Raw genomic sequence first — 21,064 nt, forward strand, 5'->3', positions numbered from 1 at the left:
GATTTCACGGATTATAGCACAGACAGGATGTCAAGGCCCACCTGAAAACAGGAGAACAGGAGACGAGGGCTACAGGCGTCCGCCAGGTAGGATGGATAGGAGGCAACGGGTGGGTGAAGACAGGAAACAACCATGGCCCCCGACACGGCTGGTGGCTGGCGTGGGCGGCGCCATCGGCTTTTGCATTTTAGGCGATTCCCTGCTCTACAGCATCCTGCCCTTGGAAGCGGCCAACCTGGGTATCGGCCTGCCCCTGGTGGGCCTGCTCCTCAGCGTCAACCGGCTGGTCCGTCTGGCGTCCAATACCTGGGCCAGCACCCTGTACGAGCGGATGGGGCCGCGCCGCCCCTTCCTGGCAGCCGTGGCTGTGGGCCTTCTCTCCACCTGGGTGTACGGGCTGGGGATGGGCTTCGCCGCCTTTCTGGCCGCGCGCATGGCCTGGGGCATAGCCTGGTCGGCCCTGCGCCAGGGGGGCTACCAGGCCGTCTGGTCGGGGCCCACCAGCGCCAAGGGACGCCTGACGGGGCTGCTCTGGGGGCTGGTGCGCCTGGGCAGCGCGGTTAGCGTTCTGGGCGGCGGCTACCTGTATGACCTGGTGGGCTATCGAAACACCCTGTGGGTGGTCACGGGCGTCACCGCGCTGGCGGTCCCCCTGGCCTATCAGCTCCGCTGGCCGCCTTTTTCCCCGGCCCGGGGGCGGCCGCCCGCCCAGACAGCTACTCCTGTCCCGGTGAGCCCGGGGACGGCTCTGGGGCGACGCCTGGCCCAGGTCCGGACCAGCCTGGGGCTTGCCCTGGCGCTGCCGGCCCAGCGATGGCTGATCGTGGCCGCCTTTTTCGAGTATCTCCTCAGCGGCGTGGTGATCTCCACCACTTCCCTCTTCCTGGCCAGTCGCATGGAATTGGAGGGCGGGGCATTGCTCTTGGGGGCGGGCGTCGCCACCGTCACCGGCCTGCTTCACGGCACCCGCTGGCTGACGGACCTGGCCCTGGGGCCGGGGGTGGGGGCCCTCTCTGACCGCTTTGGCCAGGCCAACACCGCGTTGACCATTGCCGGGGTGCTGCTGCTGGGGATTGCCGGGGCCGTTCTCCTGCCCCTGCCCCTGGCCATCTTTTCCCTCTTGCTGACGCTCATGGGCGACGGTGCCCTGCACATTGTTATGAGTGCGGCCGCGACGGGCGCGGCCACAGGTGCGCCCCGGCCTCACCTGTTCATCGGCGTCTTTACCACCACCGGCGATGCGGGCTCTGCCCTGGGGCCACTGCTGGCCTACTCGGGGGGGACGTGGGTCGGGCTGCCGACCATGTACCTGGCCATAGCTGTGGCGCTGCTGGCCGTGGTCGTGCGCTTCTGGTCCCTCTCGCCGGCCATGGCCAGGGCGGCCCGTCCCGCCCCTGAATAAAGTCGTGCGCGGTGCGCAGGTCACGCATCCTTGCGTGACAGAGGCGCAGGGAGCTCTGTCCGGCCAGGAGACCGGACCTACGGTGGGGTGCATGGTACGTAGGTCACGCAGGATGCGTGACAGAGGCGCAGGGGGCCCCTGTCCGGCCAGGAGACCGGACCTGCGACGGGGTGGATGGTGCGCAGGTCACGCATCCTTGCGTGACAGAGGCGCAAGGACCCCTGTCCGGCCAGGAGACCGGACCTGCGACGGGGTGGATGGTGCGCAGGTCACGCATCCTTGCGTGACAGAGGCGCAGGGGGCCCCTGTCCGGCCAGGAGACCGGACCTACGGCGGGGTGCATGGTACGTAGGTCACGCATCCTTGCGTGACAGAGGCGCAGGGGGCCCCTGTCCGGCCAGGAGACCGGACCTACGGCGGGGTGGATGGTGCGCAGGTCACGCATCCTTGCGTGACAGAGGCGCAGGGAGCTCTGTCCGGCCAGGAGACCGGACCTACGGCGTGATACCCGTTTCCGTAGGGGCGGCCCTCGGCCGCCCGCTGTCGCCAAACCCAGGTGGGTGAAGGGAGGGCGACGGCAGCGCAGCTACGAGCTGCGCCTACGACGGGGTGCCGGTTTTCGTGGGGGTGGGCCGGAGGAATGCACACCCTTCAAAGGCGGCGTACTCGCAGGCGATAGGGTCCGGTGCCTGTCTCGCTGAAATGGCGGACATGCACCTGGTAGGTGCCGGGGGAGAGGGGTTGCTCCAGGCGCGCGTTGAGCAGCCAGCCGCTGTCGTCGTCGTGGGCCAGGCGCTGACCTTCCAGGTCCAAGAGCTCCAGGGTGACGTCGGTGCTGCCTTCGGTTTCCAGCAGGTAGCGGCCGGCCTGGTCGATGACCAGGGTGTAGCGGTGGATTTCCCCCGGGGTGACCAGGGTGGCATCCACAGGCGGGCCATCCACCACCAGCTGGCCAGGTGGCGGGGCGTGGTCGAGGGGGTAGATGACGCCGATGAACTGCCTGTCCATGGGTGAGAGCACCTTGTTCCACCCCACCTGGAAGACGCCGTCGGTAAACTGGGGCGGAATGGGGTAAAGCATGATGGACTGGGGATCGAACTGGGAGTAGTTGGTGACCGTGCTGTCGTAGACCTGGAAGATGTTGACATCCACCTCTTCCCGGCTCCAGAAGTTCGGCGGGCCCGCGTAGAAGGCGTAGACGGCCTCCCGGTTCCAGGGGATGCGGCCAGCCGGATTCTGATGCTCGTGGATCAGACCCAGGGCGTGGCCGAATTCGTGGAGGACCAGCTGGGAGACCTCGTCGTTGGGCGTGGCGGGAGTCAGCCAGCCCAGGTTGATGGTGGGATCATTGGGGCCAATGCGGGGATCCAGGGCATCGGTGCCGATGAAGGACCAGGAGCCCCCCGGGGTGAAGGAGACCCGCAGCACGGCGTCGGGGGCGTCGTCGAAGACCAGGGTAACGTTGGCGTACTTGCACCATTCCTGGGCGAAGGTCGCCACCTTTTCGTGTAACCGATCATCCCCGTCCAGGAAGCGGACGTGGAGGGTGCGCTGGTGGGGAGGCCAGAGCTTGTTGCGGTCCGCGGCCAGCCGGGCCTCCCGGGTTTGAGGCGCCGGCCCGGCAATCGGGGGCAGGCGCCTGTCCACGCAAACCTTCAAGATGTCCGTAGTCATTGGGCTATGCCGGCTCCCGATAGACGCCGACTTTGTATTCGCCGGTGCGCTGGGCGCTGAAGTGGCGGATGCGCAGGGTGTACCGGCCTGGCACCAACATCTGGACGATGCGCGCGTTGAGACGGCGGCCGCTGTCGTCGTCCTGGGCGATGAAATGGGTTTCGTCGTCCGGCCCGAAGAGGCTCATCACCACATCGGTCCGCCCTTCGGTTTCCATCCGATAACGGCCGCCTTCGGTCACCACAAAGGTGAAGGTGTCGATCTCCCCCGGCGCCCCGATGGCGGCGGCCACTGCCGGCCCATCGATGGTGAGCTCGTTTTCTGGCTTTTGCTCGAAGGGATAGAGGATGGCCACAAAATCCTTGTCCGTCTGGGAGAGCTCCTTGTTCCAGCCCACCTCGAAGTCGCCGATGGTGAATTCATTGGGGATGGGGTAGAGCATGATGGACTGGGGATCGAACTCGGAGAACTGGGAAATGGTGGCGCTGTAGCGGGTGAAGAGATTCACGTCCACCTGTTGCCGGTTCCAGAAGTTCGGCGGGCCCTGGTAATACTGATAGACTACCTCCTTGTTCCAGGGGATGTTGGTGGCCGGGTTCTGGTGTTCGTGGTAGCAGCCCAGGGCGTGGCCGAACTCGTGGGTCACCACCCGGGAGTATTCGTCCAGGGGGGTGGAGCGGGTCAGCCAGCCAAAGTTCATGGTGGGCTGGTTCTTGGGAATGCTCAGCGCGTCGGTGCCGATGTAGGACCAGGAGCCCTTTTGTTGGAAGGAGATGCGGATCTCCGCGTCGGGGTCGTCGCCAAATTCGAACTTGATGTTGGCGTACTGGCTCCAGATGTGGGCGAAGGGTTGCAGCCGCTCCTGGACTACCGGGTCGCCGTCCAGGAAACGCACCCGCAACGTCCGCCCGGGTTTCCACAGCTTGCCGGTCAGCGCGGCCAGGGCCTCCGGCTGGAAGTCCGGCCGCACGGTCGGTGCCAGGGTGCGGGCGGGCGGGATCTGGGGCGCGTTGATGGGGTTTTCCTCCACCGACCGGCGCATAAAATCCACCAACAGCTCAACCGGCAGCGCTCGGTCAATGCAGGCCTTGATCACTTGCTCGGACATGGTTTGCTCCTTTGGGCAGTGGGGGGTATCCGGCGGATGGGGCTGGGTAACTGAGCAGTCCCATCCCCTTCACTTGATTATATCGGCGGGGAGTTGCCCCTGTCAATCCGGTTTGTAGCGGGCCATGGCCGTGCTGCTCCATTCACCCCCGGGCTGCTTTGGGGGGGCGCGGCAAAATAAGGTACAATGGGCGAATGTTGGCGTATGGATCACACAGAGCAAGGGAATGACCATGAGTGGAATTATTTTGCCAGGCCAGGACAAAGAGCCGAAGCCCCAGGGCGGCATCGAATTACCCCGGGGATATGGCCGGCGGACCCAGGAAAAGCCCGCGGAGGCACCGGCCCCAGACACACAGCCCGCCGAGGCAGGGACCCAGGGGTCCACGGCCCCAGGTGCCTCGCCTGGTAGCCAGCCCGGCCGGCAACCCTCCGGCCGTGGCCCCGAGCTGCTCTTTCCACCCCAGGGCGCACGGGTCCAGTGTCCCTCTTGCGGCACCCCGTACGTGGTACCCGTCTTTTCCATCATCGACCTGGGCGCCAACCCGGAGCTGAAGGCCCCCCTGTTGAGCGGCCAGATCAACGTGGCCGTCTGCCCCAACTGTGGCACCGGCGGCGCGCTGGGGGCCCCACTGCTGGTCCACGACCCGGAACATCAGTTCCTGGGTGTCTACGCGCCGGCGGAACTCAACCAGCAGGACATGCAACTCCAGAAGGCCATCGGCGACCTCACCCAGGCGCTCATGCGCAAGCTGCCGCCGGAGGCCCGCAAGGGCTACCTCCTCCAGCCTCGCCAGTTCCTCGACTGGCAGAGCTTCGTGGAGAAGCTGTGGGAATTTGAAGGCGTCACCCCGGAGATGCTCCGCCGCCAGCGAGACCAGTCCGAACTGCTCCAGCGCCTCTCCCGCCTGGTGGACGACGATAAAGCCCTGGAAATTGCGCTGGAACGCAGCGCCCACCTGATCGACCAGGATTTCTTCTCCCTGCTGGATCAACTGACCCTGCTCATGCGCGGCCAGGGGCAGATGGATCAGGCCAATGCCCTGCTGAAGCTGCGGGAAAAACTGCTGGAGACCACCCCGGCTGGCCAGGAGGTGAAGGCCCGCCAGCAGCGGGTGCGCCAGCTCCTGGAGCGCATCCAGGGGGCGAAAAACCGGAACGAGCTGCTCTCCATTGTGCTGGAAGCGTGGCAGGAGCCCGACGGCCAGCAGATGGTGGGGAGCCTGGCCCTTGCTACCGGCGGCCAGCTCCTGGACTATCAGTTCCTCATGGCCCTCTCGGAGCGCATCGACGCCACCCAGGATCCAGAAGCCCGCAAACAGCTGGAAGAGCTGCGCCAGTTCATCCTGGAGATCCAACAGCAGATCGTCGCCCAGCAGCAGCAAAGCCAGGAATCGGCCGCCCAGCAGGCCCAGGCCTTGCTCCAGGAGGTGCTCCAGGCCCAGGATCCCCGGGCCGTCCTGCGGGAAAACGCGGAGCTGGTGGATGAGACCTTCCTGGCCCTTCTGGCCGCCAACCTGCAGGCCGCGGAGCGCAACAAGGCCACGGCCGCCGCACGCCGCCTGCGCCAGATCTACGAGCTGGCCCTGGAGATCCTCCAGGAGAACATGCCGGAGGAGCTCCAGCTCCTCAACGACCTGTTGACCGCGCCCGACGACGCCACCGTGCGCCGTCTGCTCAAGGAAAAGCGCTCCCTCCTGACCCGGGAGTTTCTGGACAGCCTGGCGCCCCTGGAAGCGGAGATGCGCCAGGAAGGTCGGGCCGACATCGCCGACCGCATCAAGTCCCTCCGGGGCCAGATCGCCCTCATGATGTAAGGCGACACGAGATAAGCGAGAAACTTGGGTATGTCCACTGCCACCACGCCTGCCGACTCCCCCTCTGCCCGGTCCGGAAGTGCCGACCGCCCGGAAGGGGCTCCCCTGTCGGCTGAAATCGTCACCACCGGCACGGAGATCCTGCTGGGGGAGATCGTGGACACCAACGCCGCCTGGATCGCGCAGCAGCTGCGGGAGGCTGGCGTCAACCTCTACTACAAGACCACCGTGGGCGACAACGAACCTCGCCTGCGGGGGGTGATTGAGCTGGGCCTCAGCCGCAGCGATGTGATCCTGGTCACCGGCGGCCTGGGGCCCACGGCGGACGACATCACCCGCCAGGCCATCGCCAACGCCACCGGGCGCCCCCTGGTGTTGCACGAGGGGGCCCTGGCAGCCCTCCAGGAACGCTTTGCCCGTTTCGGCGTCCCCATGACCGAAAACAACCGGCAGCAGGCCCTCATCCCGGCCGGCGCCATTTTGATCGAAAACCCGGTGGGCACCGCGCCCGGCTTCATCGTGGAGACAGAGCGGGGCACCGTCATCGCCCTGCCTGGCGTCCCCCGGGAGATGAAGCACCTCATGACCGAGACGGTCCTGCCCTACCTGCGGGCCCGCAGCGGCCACACCGGCATCATCCGGCGGCGGATCCTCCGCACGGTGGGCATTGGCGAAAGCGCCATCGACAGTCGGCTGCGGGATCTGATGGACAGCGCCAATCCCACGGTGGGCCTGGCCGCGCACATGGGGCAGGCGGACGTGCGCATCACTGCCCGGGCTGCCACGGCGGACGAGGCCGAAGCCATGCTGGACGTCCTGGAGGCCCGCATCCGGGAGCGCATCGGCGAGTTCATCTACAGCACCACGCCCGACGAACCCTTTGAGCGGGCCGTCGTCTCCCTGTTGCAGGCCGCGGGGGCCACGGTGGCGGTGCTGGAGAGTGACCCCCCTGGCATCCTGGCCCGTCGGCTCTCCACCGGGTTGGAAAGCTACCAGCCGGTGAGCGCCGCCTGGATGGTCGGCGCCCCGGATACGCCCGAACCGGTGCAGCGCGTGCTGGCCGGGTTGCCCGCGCCCCAGGAGCTGAGCGAGACGCAGGTCCAGTCGGTGGCCCAGGCCCTGCGCCAGGCCACGGGAACCACCTACGGGCTCCTCTGGCTGGGGACGGCGGGGGCGGATGAAGGCGTCTTCGGCCGCACGCCGGGCAAGACCTGGCTGGCCGTGGCCGGTCCCGGGGGCGTCACCACGGCCTCCGTCCCCTTCGGCGGCCAGGACGAATACACCCTGGTACGCATCAGCAACCAGGCGTTGGGGGTGCTGTGGCAACAACTGCGGACATCATCCTGACCCTGCTGGACCAGGCCAATCATCTCAAACAATTGCCCCGGACTGGCTGGTTGCTGGCTGGCGTGGCTGATCCGGAGTCGGTAGCCGAGCATAGCCATGCCACCGCGCTCCTGGCCCTCTTTTTGGCCGAATCCATCAACGCGGATTGGCGGGCCCAGGGGCTCAGCCAACCCCTGGCGGTGGACCGGGTGGTGCGCCTGGCCCTGATCCACGATCTGGCGGAGGCGGTCCTGACCGACCTGCCCCGGCGCAGCAGCCAGGTGTTGGGGGCGGCGGTCAAACAGGCGGCCGAGCGCCAGATCTTCCAGGAGCTTTTACAGGACCTGCCCAACGGCTCGGCCTATCTGCAACTCTGGGAGGAGTACGCCGCAGCCAGCACGCCGGAAGCCCGCCTGGTGCAGGATGCGGACAAGCTGGAAATGGTCCACCAGGCCCTCTGCTACCAGCGGCGGGGCCACCGGCACCTCCAGGAATTCTGGGAGGGCCATCGGTGGCACTACCCCCTGAGCCAGGCGCTCTTTGAGGCGCTGGACCGTGCCAGAGGGTGAGGGGGGTGATCCACACTCCGCACAGAGGCAACCATGGTGACGGGGGGTCGGCATCCTCAGATGCCGACCCAGAATAGCATCGATTATTTGTGGTTATTTTATTTGTGGACTATTCGTGGAGGCACTTGTGTGAACAGGCCGTCATGGTTGTTGGGGTCACTGCTATTTTGCGTCCTTTTTTTGCTCAGTGGCTGCCAGCAGAAGGTCTTTGTCGGTTTTCCCACGCCCACACCCACCAGCGCCCTGGCCGCGTCCATCACCGTGGTGAACGCCGAAGATGCCCCCATGCCGCCGGTGGGCCCTCGCACGGTGAACCCCTTCCTGGCCTTGCGCCGGTCCGGCGTGGGCCGCTCTTCAGCGCCCCTGGAGACCGGTGGCGGCCCGCCCTTCGACTGGCGCGAGACGGACAATTACCTGATCCTGGGCACCGACCGGCGGGATGGGTGGACCAACTGGCGCACCGATACCATCATGGTGGTGGGCCTGGATCGACGCCTGCAGCGGGCTGCCGTCCTGAGCATCCCCCGGGATCTCTACATCGAGATCCCCGGCTACGGCTGGGGACGCATCAACCAGGTGGACTACATCGGCGAGAAGGTGCTGAAGGTGGACGGCGGCGGCCCGGCCCTGGTCTCCACCGTGTTGAGCAACACCCTGGGTATCCAGACCGGGCACTGGATCCGCTTTGAGATGAATGGCTTCGTCTCTGTGGTGGATGCTGTAGGTGGGGTGACCATCCACCTGGATTGCCCCTTCTACGAGCCTATCTTCAACCTCACCACCAACTCGTGGGACTACTTCACCCTGCCCGCGGGTGAGGTGCACATGGACGGCGACACAGCCTACTGGTTCGTCCGCCTGCGCCTGCGGGAGAGCGACATCGGCCGGGCCCGGCGTCAGCGTCAGTTCCTCTGGGCCTTGCGGGACCAGGTGCTGCAGACCAACCTCCTGCCCCGGGTGCCGGAGCTCTGGCTAGCCTTCCGGGATTCCTTCACCACCGACCTCACCTTGCTGGAAGTTCTAGACCTGCTTCGCTTCGGTATCAGCCTGGATCCCGCCAACGTCCGCGCCGCGGGTATCACCCTCAAGGAGCTGCAGAGCTACACCACCGAGAATGGCGCCTCTGTGCTCATCATCGCTGACCCGGAAAAGGTCCGGGCTGTGGTGGAGAACATCTGGGATGCGCCGGCCATGGTGGACAGCAACCGGCAGGACAGCGAGCGCTGCGAGCCCATCCCCACCGGGCCACCCAACGTCACCGTGGAGGCGGTGCCCACGCCCGGCAGCACGCCTGTGCCGGATACAGCGCCCATCGACGTGCCGGGGGGGGAGAACGGCGAGGAGAACAACGAGACCATCGGCGCCGAGGGCCAGCTCGACACCGGCGGGGGCTGATCTCCCTCAGTACGTAGGTCACGCATGACTCCCCTGCAAAAAGGGCATTTTTGAACGCAAAGGCGCAAAGGTGCAAGGAACGCTCTTTTGGCACCCATGTCCGGCCGGGAGGCCGGACCTACGACCGGGTGCATTGGCGCTATACTGTACTACTCTGCCGCTGCCCAGGCCTCCCGCACCTGGGCCACGCTGGCCAGCAGCCAGCGGCGGTCACCGAAGATCTGGAGGGTGATGGTGCCGTCGTAGCGGAAGCTGCGCAGGTGTTGCAGTTCTCGCTCCAGGTGGATGCCGCCGGCCCGGGGCGCGCCCACGGGCAGGTGGTCGTCGGCGCTGCCGTCGTTGTCGCTCAGGTGGACGTGTCGGAGCCGGTCTGCCAGGGCGAAGAGGTAGTCCCGGGTCATACTGCGGGCCGTCTCCACATTGCCATGGCCGATGTCGTAGGTCAGGCCCAGGTCCGGCACCCGGCTGAAGATCTCCCGGAAATATTTGAGCTGATGGCGGTTCTGGGGGCTGTTCTCCAGGGCCACCTGAACCCCCTGCTCGGCGCCGTGCCGCACCAGGATGCTGAAGAGCTGCCGGCAGTACTCGTAGCCGGTGGCCTCGGACATGTAGGCCGGCCAACCCCGGAAGCCGACGGTGCAGAGCCGGGCGCCCACCCGTTGGGCCGCGTCGATGGTCCGTCGCAGCTCGTCCAGCGCGGCCTGGCGTACCAGGGGCGAAGGGTTTTCCACGGGCAGGTACGGGGCGGCATGGGCCAGTACCTGCAGGCCGGCGTCGGCGATGGCCCGCCCCACCGTAGACCAATCCTGGCTCTCCACCGCGGCGGTCGGCGCCTGGAAGGTCAGTTCCACGAAGTCGAAGCCCTGTTCACCAATCCACCGGATCTCCTCCAGCAGGTTGCGGCGAGGGTCATTCATTGCGCCCAGTTGCATCCATCTCTCCTTCCCTTGCATCCATCTGATGAGGCCGGGCGAACCGGCGCGCCAGCGGTGGGACAACTGTCAGCACCAGCGTGCCTAGCAGACCCGCCACCATGGCCCCCATGCCCCAACCCGGCGTTTGGGGATGGTTGTACAGCAGGCTGAACTGGGGCAGGAGTCGCAGGAAGCCGGCCACCGGCCAGACCACCGCCGCGAGCTGGAGGATGGCCACCAGGCTTCCGGTCACCCCCTGGGGGAGGAGGGCCCAGAAGGGGCTGAAGAGCAGCGCCGCGAAGCACAGCGCCATGGCCGCGGTCTGGGTGCGAAACTCGGGCGTGAGGAGCAGGCCGGGGCTCCAGGCCGGGGGCAGCATGTTGAGGGCCGCCACCCCGGCCACCAGCAGCAGGAACCCCCGGAGGGGCCAGCCGTAGCCCAGCTCCCGGCGAAAGGCCAGCAGGCTGCTGGTCAGGCTGACGGCCAGCAGGGGCAGGTAGAAACCCTCCCGCCAGAGGGTGAGGGCACCGCTGCGCACCGCGGGCAGAAACTTGACCACCTCGGCCAGGTCCAGACCGGTGATGACCAGCCCGGCCACCGGGTGGTCGATCCAGGGGCCGAAGTAGCCGGCCAGGCTCAGCAACAGGCTGAAGAGCAGCAGCCAGCGCCGGTGGCGGTTCAGGCGATCCACGGTCATGGGGTGTGGCGGCGGCTCAGGCGGATCTCCTGGCGACGGCGTCCCTCCTCGAAGCGGCGCCGCTCCTCGTCATTCTGCAGGTCCAGCGGCGGCACGGCTGTGGGGCGTAGCTGGTCGTCCAGGGCCACGTAGACAAAGTAGGCGCTGTTGGTGTGGGTGATTTCCCCCGTCAGCAGGTTTTCGGCCTCCACCCGCAGCTCCACCTCCATGCTGGTCCGGCCCACGTAGGTGATGCGCCCGTGGACCAGGAGCAATTGGCCCACGTAGACCGGCTGGTGGAAGGTGACGCTGTCCACGGTGACGGTTACCGCGGGGCGGCGGGCGTGGCGGCTGGCCACAATGCCGCCGCATTCATCACACAGCTTGAGGAGCACACCGCCGTGGACCGTGCCCAGGCTGTTGGAGTGTTCGGGCTGCATGAACTGGGTGAGGGTGAGGGCGCTGTCGGCTACGGTGCGGGGCCGCAGGTCGGTGGGTGTCATGACCACAATCCTTTCATGGCAGGACTTTCGTGTAGGCAGCGACGAGCTGTTGGGCGCTGCGTTCCCAGGTGAATTGGGCGGCGTGGGCCAGCCCGGCTTCCCGCAGGCGGATCCGTAGCTGTTCGTCCTGGGCCAGCTGCAGGATACCCTGGGCGATGCTCTCCACCTCTTCGGCGCGGACGTAGAGGGCGCCGGGGCCGCCGGCTTCGGGCAGGCAGGAGTTGTCGCCGGTGAGCACGGGGGTGCCGCAGGCCAGGGCCTCCACGATGGGGAGCCCAAACCCTTCGTATAGCGATGGGTAGGCGAAGAATTCGGCGGCGGCGTAGAGCGCGGGCAGGTCTTCGTCGGCCACGAAGCCGGGAAAGTGGACATGCTCCTCCAGGCCCAGCTCCTGCACCCGGGCGAAGATGGCGTCGTAGAGCCAGCCCTTGCTGCCGCCGATGACCAGCCGGTGGGGCAGCCGGGCCTCCTGGCGGGCCTGGTGGAAGGCCTCGATCAGGCGCACGAAATTCTTGCGGGGCTCCAGCCGGCTCAGGCCCAGGATGAAGGGGCGGTCCCCGATGCCGTAGCGCTGGCGCACGGCCGCAAGCCGGGCCGGGTCGGTGATGGGCCGGAAGCGGCTATGATCCACCGCGCCCTGGACCACGCTGATGGTCTCGGCCGGCACCTGCCACTGCCCCTGCAGGTCCCGGGCCGTGTGGTGGCTGTCGGCGATGATGTGGTCGGCCCGGCGTACGCTGCGGGGCACCACCACGTTCAGGTAGTGGTGGAGGCTGGGCAGGGCGGCATCCGGGTAGAAGAGGAAGGCCAGGTCGTGGACGGTGAGGATTTTACGGCGGGCGTTGCTGGGCGGCAGTACAAAATCGGTGGCGTGGAAAAGATCCAGCGGGCCGCCGGTGAACCAGTCCACCCGGGGCCAGGGGCAGTCCAGCCGATGCCACAGGCGCACCATGTTCCGCTCGCTGATGGGCGTGGTGTGGAGGGGCAAGGGGGCTGCCCGGCGCTCGGCATCCGTCACCCGGCCCACCACGAAGAGTCGCAGGTCGTACTCCTGCCCGTGGCCGGCAATCAGCGCCTGGACCTGTCCACGCACGATGCGGCCGATACCTGCCTGCTGGCGGATGGCCGGTGTGTAGTCGATGGCAATGGTGGTCACCTGCCCTTGAGATTTCTCCCTTCACAGCCCCCGGTAGGTCCAGAGGCGATTGGCCGTGAAGTTCCAGAAGAGGACCACGCCGATGGCAAAGAGCTTGGCCACGTTGTAGCTCACGGTAAAGGCCACGCTCTTGTGGCCGATGAAGGACATCCAGTAGGGCTCGGTCAGGTGGTGGATGGTCAGGAAGACCATCTGGTTGATGCCCAGGCCGATGAGGCTGACCGAGGCGAACTGGGCCAGTTGTCCACCCGCCTGACGCTCCCGGCTTTCCGGGAACGTCCAGCGCCGGTTCAAGGTGAAGTTCTGCAGCACCGCCGCCGTAAAGCTACAGGCGTTGGCCACGAAGAGCGGGGCGCCGAACAGTTGAATCAACAGGTTCAGGATGGTGAAGTCGGTGACCGAGCCGGCTGCACCGACGATGGCAAATTTAACGAAGCGTTTCACTTCTCTGCGGTTGGCCCGAGCCAGATCCCGCACCTGTGTGATGGTCAATCCTACTCTCCACTGGTTGCTAGTACAGCCTGGCGTAAATACCACGGCAGAAATTCCGGGTGCCCTCTGGGCGCATTACCTTTGGGTGGAACCTATCGACGAATTTCTGCCGGGATTTACCAGGCTGGTTTTCGATGTATCCGGCCGGGCCAGGTTCAACGTGGCCAGCCCGATCGCGATATGAACGTACATGCCCTGTACAAACAGGTTATCGAATACATTGTGGACCGTCAAGTGGGCCAGCATGCCCAGGATGCCTAACGCCAGGGCCGCCTGCCACCCTTCTTCGTCCCCGACGGCCAGGGCTGCCTGCCGGCGCTGCCACAGCCAGTGGGCAACCACCAGCCACAGGGCCAGGTAGGCCGTCAGCCCCAGGAGCCCGGTTTCGCCCAGCACATTCAGGTAGATGTTGTGGGCATGGCCCAGGGGATCTTCCCACAGGGGCAGACGGACCGCTGGATAGACCACGCTGTAGTTGCCCGGCCCCACCCCCAGCCAGGGGGCTCGCTCCCACATGCGCAGGGCAGCTACCCAGTGAGCCACCCGCTCCACCACCGCAAAATTTTCGTCGGTCAGCGGCTGCTGGAGCACATCGGTCAGCCCCAGGCTGGCCGGGATGTCGGCGAACCGCTGGGTCACGGAGGGCGGCAGTAGCGTCGGGTTCAGGCTCCCCACCAGCAGGGCCAGGGCCAGGCCGGCGGTTGCCACGGCCGTGGCCATCATGGTCCTGGCGCTGCGCAGGGCCACCACCACCAGGAGGCCGGCAGCCGCGCCCAGCCATCCGCCCCGGCTCCAACTGGCCATCAAGCCCGCGGCCACGATCCCAGCCGCGGCGCTGTAGAAACCAGCCGACAGCCAGGACGCCCACCCTGGCTCCAGCCAGAGGCGACGCCAGGCCCACAAAGCCAGGCTGACCGCCAGCGGCAGGGTCAGGCCCAGGTAGCCGGCATACGGGTTGGGCTGGCGAAAGCTGCCGCTGGCCCGCATGAAACGGCCCAGAATGATGAACCACTCGGGTCCGATGCCGTAATAAAATTGGTAAAGACCCAACAGCCCCTGGCCCAGGCCGCCCACCAGCAGGCCGCCCACCAGCCAGGGGGCCCGCCCCGCCGGCACCATATCCCGGATCACCAGCAGGACGGCGACAAACTCCAGCCATTTTACCACTTCTCGCACGGCCTCGCCTAACGCCGGCGCGGCCCACAGCGAAATCGAGAGGGCCCCGATGTACAGGAGTGCCCCGTAGACGGGGGGCGTGGCTTCCAGCCGCAGGCGCCGGCGTCGGCTGCCGTCCGCCAGCCAGAGGCCCACGGCCAGGGCCAGCAACAGATCCGTGAGGGTGGCCGGGCCTACCCGCTGGCCGCTGGTCACCGGGAGCGCCGCGGCCAGCAGCACCCATATCAGCCAGGGGTGGCGCACCAGGCCAAAGGCCACCCCGGCCCCACCCGCTGCCAGAGCCACGGGCGCCAGGGGGAACCAGGCCAGGCCGGCTGCCAGGGCCACCAGGGCCGCCAACCCGACCATGCGTCGAAGGACGGTCCTGTCGTCGCGGAGACCCCGAAGGCCGAGAGGATTGCCAGGAAGAAATCTGGCAAAATCGGTGTTCATCGAGAATGGGCGGCGGGCACCGGCGCACCTGTGGGCGTGACCGGGAAGATGGGCTCCCGGTGGGCCCATCCCCGCACCTGGTTGACGTCCTCGATGTCGTGGGCAGCCAGCCACGCGGCCATCTCGTCTCGGATCTGGCTGATGGCGTCCGGCCCCCGGTAGTAGATGGCGCTGCCCACGCCCACCGCGGTGGCCCCGGCCATGAGCATTTCCAGCGCGTCCGTCCCGGTGGTCACACCCCCCGTGCCGATGATGGGCACCTCCGGGCAGGCCTTGCGCACGTCGTAGACACACTTGAGCGCGATGGGTTTGAGCGCGGGGCCGCTGAGGCCGCCGCTGCGGTTGGCCAGGATGGGCTGGCCGCTTTCCACGTCCAGCACCAGGCCGGGCATGGTGTTGATGGCGCAGATGGCATCCGCGCCTGCCTCCACCACGGCCCGGGCGATGCGGGCTACGCTGGGCACGTTGGGCGCCAGTTTGACGATCACCGGGATCTCCTGCTCTGCCACGGCCCGCTTGACCTGGTCGGTCACCTCGGCCGCGCTGTCGGGCGAGCCGGCGAAGGGTTCGCCAAATTCGCTGGCCACGTTGGGGCAGGAGATGTTCACCTCCAGGAAGTCCGGCTGGGCCTGGGCCACCGTCGCGGCCACCTGGGCAAACTCCTGGGGCGTGCCGGCAAAGATGCTGGCGATGAGGGGGACGCCCAGGGGCTCCAGCTGCGCGCGGGCCTGGGCCAGCAGCGTCGCCTCTGCCTCCGCGCCAGGATTGGCCAGGCCGATGGCGTTGATCAGCCCATGGCCCCAGTCCAGGCAGGACGGGTTTACGTGGCCGGCCCGGGGCACCGGCCCACAGCTCTTGGCGGTCACCGCGCCACAGCCGGCCCGGGCCGCCCGGACCAGCAGGCTGACCGTGGTGCCCCAGATGCCGCTGGCCAGCACCAGGGGCGTGGGCAGGCTACGTCCCAGCAGCTCCACTGTCAGGTTGGGCATGGTTCATCCTCCCCGGATGTAGTTCAACACCTCGTCCCGCTTGGCTGGGGAGAGCTGTCCGGCAGCCGTCAGCACGTCCAGCATCTCCCGCAAGGTGAAAACGCTGTGGGCCCGAACCCCGGCAGCCGCCAGGTTTTCTTTGCCGCCCTGTTCCCGGTCGATGAGGACGATGGCGTCTTCCACCACCAGGCCGGCCGCGCGCAGCTGTTCTACACTCTGGAGGATGCTGCCGCCGCTGGTGATCAGGTCCTCGATGACCACGACTTGCTCACCAGGTTGCCAGCTCCCCTCGATGGCTTTGCCCAGGCCGTGGCCCTTGGCTTCCTTGCGGGTGTAGATCAGGGGGCGGTCTGCCGCCAGGGCCACCGCAGTGGCAATGGGCAGCGCGGCGTAGGGGATACCGGCGATGCGGTCACAGGTCAGGCCGTTCAAGAGGTCGGCATAGGCCGCAGCCGCCTGGGCCAGGAGGGAGGGCCGGCTCACCAGCAGCCGCAGGTCGATGTAGAAAGGAGAACGGCGGCCGCTGGCCAGGGTGAAATCCCCAAACTGGATGGCCCCCAGGGAAGCCAGCTCCAGGATCAGCTGCTGGAGCTGGGGCCGCATCTCGCCGGATGGAGCTCCTGATGTGGGGGCGGTGGCCGCGCTCTGGTGGGTCGCCCGCACCCGGTTGATCTGGTCCCGCAGGTTCTGGGCCGCAGCCCGGGGATCCTCGGCCAGGCAGATGCCCCGGCTGCTGTTGATGATCAGGCCCGCGCCGTCCGCCCGCAGGCCGGCCCGCAGGGTCCCCTCCAGGTCGCCGCCCTGGGCGCCGATGCCCGGCACCAGGAACCAGGCCCGGGGGGCCACCTGGCGGATGGCCTGAAACGTCTCCGGGTAGGTGGCGCCCACCACCAGCCCCACGTTGGGTGACCAGTGGACCGCGGCCCGGGCCACGTGGATGTAGAGGGGCTGGTTGGGCTCCCGGTCCAGGGTACGCCAGTCCGCAATTTCCAGGTGTTGGAACTCCCCGGCGCTGGGGTTGGAGGTGTGGCAGAGGACGAAGAGGCCCTTGCCCTGGTAGGCGGCAAAGGCGTCGATGCTGTCCCGGCCCAGGTACGGGCTCAGGGTCACCGCATCGGCCCGGAACTGTTCGAAGCAGGCCCGGGCGTAGGCCGCGGCAGTGCTGCCAATATCCCCCCGCTTGGCGTCCAGGATGACCGGGATCTCCGGCGGGATCAGGGCCAGGGTCTGGCGCAGCAGCTCCAGGCCGGGCGTTCCCAGGGCTTCGTAGAAGGCGATGTTCGGCTTGTACGCGCAGACCAGGTCGGCGGTGGCTTCTACCACGGCCCGGTTCCACTTTAGCAGGCCGGCGATGATGTCACCGTCTGCTGAGGCGTAGCGGGGTGGCATCTGCTCGGGGACGGGATCCAGGCCCACGCAGAGCAGGCTCTGGTTCTTCTCGCTGGCAGCCGTCAACTTCTCCCAGAAATTTGACACGGCATCCTCCCAACCCGTCACAATCTGTTACACCGTGTTATGTTACACCGTGTTATGTTACACCGTGTTATGTTACACTGTTACACTGTGTTATGTTGCACCGAGGCGGGCTGCTGTGGGGTGAAGACCAGCTCCAGGTGCCAGCCATCCTGGCCATGGGCGGAGCGGGTCAGCCAGACCCCGGCCGGCGGCAGGGGGTTGCGGTTGTCGAACTGGTTCTGGTATTGGGCCAGGAGCCCGGGGTCGACGCCCAGCTCTTCCAGCAGGACCCGGATGGGGCCGCCGTGGGTGACCAGCCCGATGGGGCCGCGGCGGGCGCTTTCGGTGCAGGCCTCTTCCCAGAAGGCCCGGAAGCGGCTCAGGACTTCCTCCGCGCTTTCACCCAGGCGCCATTCGGCGATGGCTTCTTCCTCAAAGACGGGGATGCCGGCCACTTCCGCGGCCAGGGCGGCGGTGTGCCGGGTGCGCTCCAGGGGGCTGGCGTAGAGGCGGGTGATGCCGACTTCCTGGAAGAACTGGCCCAGCAGCCGGGCCTCGGCCTGGCCCTGGGGGGTGAGGGGTGGCCCGGGCGGCACATCGTAGCGGATGTCCCGTCGACTCCAGTCGGGGGTGGCGTGGCGGGCCAGGTAGACGATGGCATCGGGCATGGGCAATCTCCTGCGGATGAACGTTGTGACCGGCGATTGGCACAAAGTGACCGGCGATTGGCACAAAAAATTCGTGTGTTTTCATCGCTCCGCCAGGAAGCCAGGCGCCCCCGTGTCACCCAGAGCGTCCTGCTTACCGCTGCTGCCTTCCGGCCCTGACGGGGTTCACAGTGCTCTGCCGCACAGGACCCAGCCCCTGACGAAGCGATGGAAACACACGAATATCCAGTTGGCGTGTCCTGGGCTTTTGTAAATCCCGGCAGAAGGACCGCATCTCCCTGGAGGGAAACCTTCGGCGAATTTCTGCCGCAGCACGGACTCAGGACACCAGGACAAAAAAGGCGGAGAGGGAGGGATTTGAACCCTCGAGGGCTGTTAACCCTACGAGCTTTCCAGGCCCGCGCACTCGGCCAGACTATGCGACCTCTCCGTGTATCGATTGGATACAGCCCGGTCGGGAACTGCATCCAGCATGATTATACCGGAGACCCCCGCCGGAGGCAAGTTTTGGACGGTGTGGAGGTTTCGTGGATGGAAATGGGGCTCGCGGCTGTACAGGCTGCTCCCTGGGGCGCCCCAGGGAGCAGCCTCTTTTTCACACACCCACCCGCCGGAAGTAGCCGGCCAGGGCCGAGACCAACCCGTCCAGGGTGTGCTCTGCCGGCACCACGTCCACGTGCAGGCCGTAGCTCTGGGCCATGGCTGCAGTGATGGGTTCGATGCAGGCCACGCACACGTGGTCCAGCATGGCCAGGTCGCCCCCTTCGTAGCGCAGCCGGCGGGCAAAGTGGCGCACATTGTTGGCGCTGGTGAAGGTGATGGCGTCCACCTTGCCTTCCCACAGCATGACCGGCACCTCGTCACCACCCTGGCCCAGCCGGTCGTGGCAGGCCACCACGGTGACCACCGTGGCACCGGCTGCCTCCAGGGCCCGGTCGATGGGCATCTTCAAGGTGGCCGCCCGAGGCCAGAGGATGCGGGCGCCGGCCAGGGGCTGCATGGCCGCCACCAACTCCTCCGGCGTGTCGGTCTCGGGCACCCGGTCCACGTCCACGTGGAGCATCTCCCGCGCCGCCAACCGGGTGTTGGCCCCCTGGGCTGCCACCTGCACGCCGGCCAGGGCATCCTCGGGCAGCCCCAGTGCCTCCAGCCGTTGGGCCAGCATGATGGCCGCGCTGGCCGTGTTCAGGACCAGCCAGTCGAAGGCACCCTCGGCTGCATCGCGCACGGCCTGGTCCAGGGTTTCCACATCTGGCGGTGGTGCAATCTCCTCGCAGGGGTAATAGACGACTTCCGCGCCCAGCTCCTGGAGCAGGGGCCCCGGGGTATGGGCCTCATCGGGCGCGCGGGCGATGGCCACCCGGATGCCTCGCAAGGTGGCGCTGCCTGGACTGTGCTGGCTGGTGACGGTTTCCATGGTTCTTCCCTCCTCCTGAAAGAGATACCTGCGAACGGTGTTTCAAAAGGGCAGGGGCTCGCCTTCCTGGGCGGTCCGTGCCCGGTATAGCTCCTGGAGGCGACGGGTGAGGGGGCCGGCGACCCCGTCGCCGATGGTGCGGCCGTCCACCGCCAGCACGGGCGTGAGCTCGCCGATGGTGCCGGTGGTGAACATCTCGTCTGCGCTGTAGACTTCGGACAGGGAGATGTTGCGTTCCTGCAGGGGGATGCCGTGGCTGCGGGCCAGTTCCATGACGATCCCCCGGGTGATGCCCGGCAAACAGCTGTCGGCGTGGGGCGTGAGGAGGGTGTTGCGTTTGACCAGGAAGACGTTGGTAGCGTTGGTTTCGGAGACGTAGCCGTGGACGTCCAGCATGAGGGCATCGTCGACGCCGGCCACGTTGGCCTCGATCTTGGCCAGGATGTTGTTGATCAGGTTGTTGTGATGGATCTTGGAGTCGATGCACTGGGACGAGTTGCGACGTACGGCGGCGGTGATGAGGCGAATGCCCTCGGCCCGGTAGATGGGTGCCTTCCACTCGGCCAGCACGATCAGGCAGGGACCGTACTGGTTCAGGCGGGGGTCCATGCCGGAGGTCACCTTCTTCCCCCGGGTCAAGGTCAGGCGGATGTGGACGCCGTCCCGCATGCCGTTGGCCTGCAGGGTGCGGAAGATGGCCTCTTTGATCTCGGCCCGGCTGGGGATCTCCTGGAAGGCCATGGCCCGGGCCGAATCCATGAGTCGGTCCAGGTGGGCGTCCAGGGCGAAGATGCGCCCGTTGTAGACTCGCAGCCCTTCCCAGACGGCATCACCGCCCTGGACGGAGCTGTCGAAGACGGAGACTTTGGCCTCGTCCCGGGGCACCAGTTGGCCGCCCACATAGACCAGGATATCGGCATTGCGGGGATCGGGAAGCTGGGGCATCATGTTGACTCCTTCGTCGTGGATCCTGGGTGTATTGTATCATTTTTATCTCAAGGCCGCTACACATCCTGCTACCTGGGGTATGGCAGGCGCGGCAGGCAGCGCCCCTACGGCGGCGTCCGATGGGCGAACTCCGTTTTGGGCCAGCTCGGGAGGTGCAGCTTCCATACCCCACGGATGCTGCCGTAGGGAGCTCTCCCGTATGGAAACGGGACCTGGCCTACCCATCCGCCCGGATGGCCACGGCTGCCAGCATGTCGTAGTGGGGCCGGCATTCTTCCAGCAGAGGGCGCAGACGCTCGGGGAAGGGCGTTTTTTTGGCGCGATAAGGCAGGAAGCCGGTGGAGCGGTGAACATTGTGGTACCAATATTGGGCCCAGATACCGTCCTCGGGTCGGGGGCCGGCCGGCCAGGTGAGCATGGCCTCCTCAAAGGGGATGCCCAACCGTTGACATAAGACACTGAGAACCCGGCGGGGATCCAGCAGGAGCTGGCGCGCGTCCAGCACAGGCGGATCCTGGCCCAGGGCCCGCAGCTCGTGGTAGAGTTCCGACTGGATGGCCAGGCCCGTATCCCGCAGGGTGGGCTCCGCCAGGTTCTCGGCCAGGGAGGGCAACATCTCCACCGGGTCTCGAATCAGCAGGACGTTGACCGTCTGGGCCAGAAAGCCGCGGTCCACGCCCTGGAGATGGTGAGCCATCTGCTTGAGGAAGAGGATGGGCCGGTCGCACGGCCCCAGGATCACCTCCCGGATGACCGTCTCTGCATCGGTACACATGTGGGCCATGACCTCCGCCGCGCCGGGGTGGGGCGCGCCGCTGACCCGCAGGTAGTGGCCGTAGAGGGGCTCGTCCACCACCCGGGTGTCGCTGCGCTGGGCGAAGGCGTACATGAGCGCGGTGGAGACATTCCGGGGGCCCGACCAGACGTTAATGCGCATTGTGGACATGG

19 protein-coding genes, 1 tRNA gene and 1 other RNA gene are annotated in these 21,064 nt (G+C 67.0%); 5 read left to right on the top strand and 16 right to left on the bottom strand.

Features of this window, described 5'->3' with window-relative positions:
* Positions 1-109 precede the first annotated feature (109 nt).
* A complete protein-coding gene (locus tag FKZ61_RS19160) occupies positions 110-1,402 on the top strand; it encodes an MFS transporter (RefSeq protein ID WP_170200014.1) in 1,293 nt (430 codons plus the stop codon).
* A 651-nt stretch (positions 1,403-2,053) separates the two neighbouring features.
* Here the strand turns inward: FKZ61_RS19160 and FKZ61_RS19165 are convergent.
* Positions 2,054-3,076 carry a zinc metalloprotease gene (locus tag FKZ61_RS19165; protein WP_141611753.1) on the bottom strand — a complete coding sequence of 341 codons (1,023 nt, stop codon included), beginning with the start codon at positions 3,074-3,076 and terminating at the stop codon, positions 2,054-2,056.
* Between the two features lie 4 nt (positions 3,077-3,080).
* The gene (locus FKZ61_RS19170; RefSeq protein ID WP_141611754.1) at positions 3,081-4,184 is read right to left on the bottom strand and encodes a M12 family metallopeptidase; all 1,104 of its coding nucleotides are present in this window, start codon (positions 4,182-4,184) and stop codon (positions 3,081-3,083) included.
* A gap of 232 nt (positions 4,185-4,416) precedes the next feature.
* Between FKZ61_RS19170 and FKZ61_RS19175 the strand changes: the two genes are divergently transcribed.
* The 4 genes from FKZ61_RS19175 (at position 4,417) to FKZ61_RS19190 (ending at position 9,290) form a co-directional block, all read left to right on the top strand.
* On the top strand, positions 4,417-6,000 hold the full coding sequence (locus FKZ61_RS19175; protein WP_170200016.1) for a CpXC domain-containing protein: 1,584 nt from the start codon (positions 4,417-4,419) through the stop codon (positions 5,998-6,000).
* Positions 6,001-6,030: 30 nt separating this feature from the next.
* Entirely contained in the window at positions 6,031-7,347 is a 1,317-nt protein-coding gene (locus FKZ61_RS19180; protein WP_141611756.1) for a CinA family nicotinamide mononucleotide deamidase-related protein, read from the top strand.
* Positions 7,320-7,895: an HD domain-containing protein gene (locus FKZ61_RS19185; protein ID WP_170200018.1), complete on the top strand. Its 576-nt coding sequence runs from the start codon at positions 7,320-7,322 to the stop codon at positions 7,893-7,895. The genes FKZ61_RS19180 and FKZ61_RS19185 overlap by 28 nt, the downstream gene beginning before the upstream one ends.
* Positions 7,896-8,024: 129 nt before the next feature.
* Positions 8,025-9,290, top strand: a complete 1,266-nt coding sequence (locus FKZ61_RS19190) for an LCP family protein (protein ID WP_170200020.1) — start codon at positions 8,025-8,027, stop codon at positions 9,288-9,290.
* Positions 9,291-9,439: 149 nt separating this feature from the next.
* Here the strand turns inward: FKZ61_RS19190 and FKZ61_RS19195 are convergent, their stop codons facing one another.
* From FKZ61_RS19195 to FKZ61_RS19260, 14 genes are all read right to left on the bottom strand, one after another.
* Positions 9,440-10,222: a sugar phosphate isomerase/epimerase family protein gene (locus FKZ61_RS19195; protein WP_170200022.1), complete on the bottom strand. Its 783-nt coding sequence runs from the start codon at positions 10,220-10,222 to the stop codon at positions 9,440-9,442.
* Positions 10,200-10,901, bottom strand: a complete 702-nt coding sequence (locus FKZ61_RS19200) for a hypothetical protein (protein WP_141611760.1) — start codon at positions 10,899-10,901, stop codon at positions 10,200-10,202. Before FKZ61_RS19200 ends, FKZ61_RS19195 begins: the two co-directional genes overlap by 23 nt.
* Positions 10,898-11,383, bottom strand: coding sequence for an acyl-CoA thioesterase (locus FKZ61_RS19205; RefSeq protein WP_141611761.1), 486 nt, complete (start codon positions 11,381-11,383; stop codon positions 10,898-10,900). The genes FKZ61_RS19200 and FKZ61_RS19205 overlap by 4 nt, the downstream gene beginning before the upstream one ends.
* 13 nt (positions 11,384-11,396) lie before the next feature.
* Entirely contained in the window at positions 11,397-12,539 is a 1,143-nt protein-coding gene (locus tag FKZ61_RS19210) for a glycosyltransferase family 4 protein (RefSeq protein ID WP_211358644.1), read from the bottom strand.
* Between the two features lie 21 nt (positions 12,540-12,560).
* On the bottom strand, positions 12,561-13,031 hold the full coding sequence (locus FKZ61_RS19215; RefSeq protein ID WP_170200025.1) for a GtrA family protein: 471 nt from the start codon (positions 13,029-13,031) through the stop codon (positions 12,561-12,563).
* Positions 13,032-13,106: 75 nt separating this feature from the next.
* Positions 13,107-14,555, bottom strand: a complete 1,449-nt coding sequence (locus FKZ61_RS19220; protein WP_141611763.1) for an O-antigen ligase family protein — start codon at positions 14,553-14,555, stop codon at positions 13,107-13,109.
* A gap of 80 nt (positions 14,556-14,635) precedes the next feature.
* Positions 14,636-15,628, bottom strand: a complete 993-nt coding sequence (locus tag FKZ61_RS19225) for a dihydroorotate dehydrogenase (RefSeq protein ID WP_141611764.1) — start codon at positions 15,626-15,628, stop codon at positions 14,636-14,638.
* 3 nt (positions 15,629-15,631) lie between these two features.
* The gene (gene pyrF, locus FKZ61_RS19230; RefSeq protein ID WP_141611765.1) at positions 15,632-17,104 is read right to left on the bottom strand and encodes an orotidine-5'-phosphate decarboxylase; all 1,473 of its coding nucleotides are present in this window, start codon (positions 17,102-17,104) and stop codon (positions 15,632-15,634) included.
* Between the two features lie 80 nt (positions 17,105-17,184).
* Positions 17,185-17,751, bottom strand: coding sequence for a histidine phosphatase family protein (locus FKZ61_RS19235; RefSeq protein ID WP_141611766.1), 567 nt, complete (start codon positions 17,749-17,751; stop codon positions 17,185-17,187).
* Positions 17,752-17,846: 95 nt separating this feature from the next.
* An RNA gene (gene ffs, locus FKZ61_RS19240) (signal recognition particle sRNA small type) lies at positions 17,847-17,946 on the bottom strand.
* 147 nt (positions 17,947-18,093) lie between these two features.
* Positions 18,094-18,181 (bottom strand) — tRNA-Ser (locus FKZ61_RS19245).
* Positions 18,182-18,346: 165 nt separating this feature from the next.
* Positions 18,347-19,168 (bottom strand): uroporphyrinogen-III synthase, encoded by an 822-nt coding sequence (locus tag FKZ61_RS19250; protein ID WP_141611767.1) that lies wholly within the window; start codon positions 19,166-19,168, stop codon positions 18,347-18,349.
* Positions 19,169-19,210: 42 nt separating this feature from the next.
* Positions 19,211-20,116, bottom strand: coding sequence for a branched-chain-amino-acid transaminase (ilvE, locus tag FKZ61_RS19255; protein WP_211358645.1), 906 nt, complete (start codon positions 20,114-20,116; stop codon positions 19,211-19,213).
* Positions 20,117-20,333: 217 nt separating this feature from the next.
* Positions 20,334-21,062 carry a sulfotransferase-like domain-containing protein gene (locus tag FKZ61_RS19260; RefSeq protein WP_141611768.1) on the bottom strand — a complete coding sequence of 243 codons (729 nt, stop codon included), beginning with the start codon at positions 21,060-21,062 and terminating at the stop codon, positions 20,334-20,336.
* Positions 21,063-21,064 lie beyond the last annotated feature (2 nt).

The sequence above is a fragment of the Litorilinea aerophila genome (assembly GCF_006569185.2).
GTDB classification, from domain to species: Bacteria; Chloroflexota; Anaerolineae; order Caldilineales; family Caldilineaceae; genus Litorilinea; species Litorilinea aerophila.

Bases quoted from the DNA above. Each gene is read 5' to 3' on its own strand.
- FKZ61_RS19165 (WP_141611753.1), bottom strand. From the start codon at position 3,076: ATGACTACGGACATCTTGAAGGTTTGCGTGGACAGGCGCCTGCCCCCG.
- FKZ61_RS19170 (WP_141611754.1), bottom strand. From the start codon at position 4,184: ATGTCCGAGCAAGTGATCAAGGCCTGCATTGACCGAGCGCTGCCGGTT.
- FKZ61_RS19175 (WP_170200016.1), top strand. From the start codon at position 4,417: ATGAGTGGAATTATTTTGCCAGGCCAGGACAAAGAGCCGAAGCCCCAG.
- FKZ61_RS19180 (WP_141611756.1), top strand. From the start codon at position 6,031: ATGTCCACTGCCACCACGCCTGCCGACTCCCCCTCTGCCCGGTCCGGA.
- FKZ61_RS19195 (WP_170200022.1), bottom strand. From the start codon at position 10,222: ATGCAACTGGGCGCAATGAATGACCCTCGCCGCAACCTGCTGGAGGAG.
- FKZ61_RS19200 (WP_141611760.1), bottom strand. From the start codon at position 10,901: ATGACCGTGGATCGCCTGAACCGCCACCGGCGCTGGCTGCTGCTCTTC.
- FKZ61_RS19205 (WP_141611761.1), bottom strand. From the start codon at position 11,383: ATGACACCCACCGACCTGCGGCCCCGCACCGTAGCCGACAGCGCCCTC.
- FKZ61_RS19220 (WP_141611763.1), bottom strand. From the start codon at position 14,555: ATGGTCGGGTTGGCGGCCCTGGTGGCCCTGGCAGCCGGCCTGGCCTGG.
- FKZ61_RS19225 (WP_141611764.1), bottom strand. From the start codon at position 15,628: ATGCCCAACCTGACAGTGGAGCTGCTGGGACGTAGCCTGCCCACGCCC.
- FKZ61_RS19235 (WP_141611766.1), bottom strand. From the start codon at position 17,751: ATGCCCGATGCCATCGTCTACCTGGCCCGCCACGCCACCCCCGACTGG.
- FKZ61_RS19250 (WP_141611767.1), bottom strand. From the start codon at position 19,168: ATGGAAACCGTCACCAGCCAGCACAGTCCAGGCAGCGCCACCTTGCGA.
- ilvE (WP_211358645.1), bottom strand. From the start codon at position 20,116: ATGATGCCCCAGCTTCCCGATCCCCGCAATGCCGATATCCTGGTCTAT.
- FKZ61_RS19260 (WP_141611768.1), bottom strand. From the start codon at position 21,062: ATGTCCACAATGCGCATTAACGTCTGGTCGGGCCCCCGGAATGTCTCC.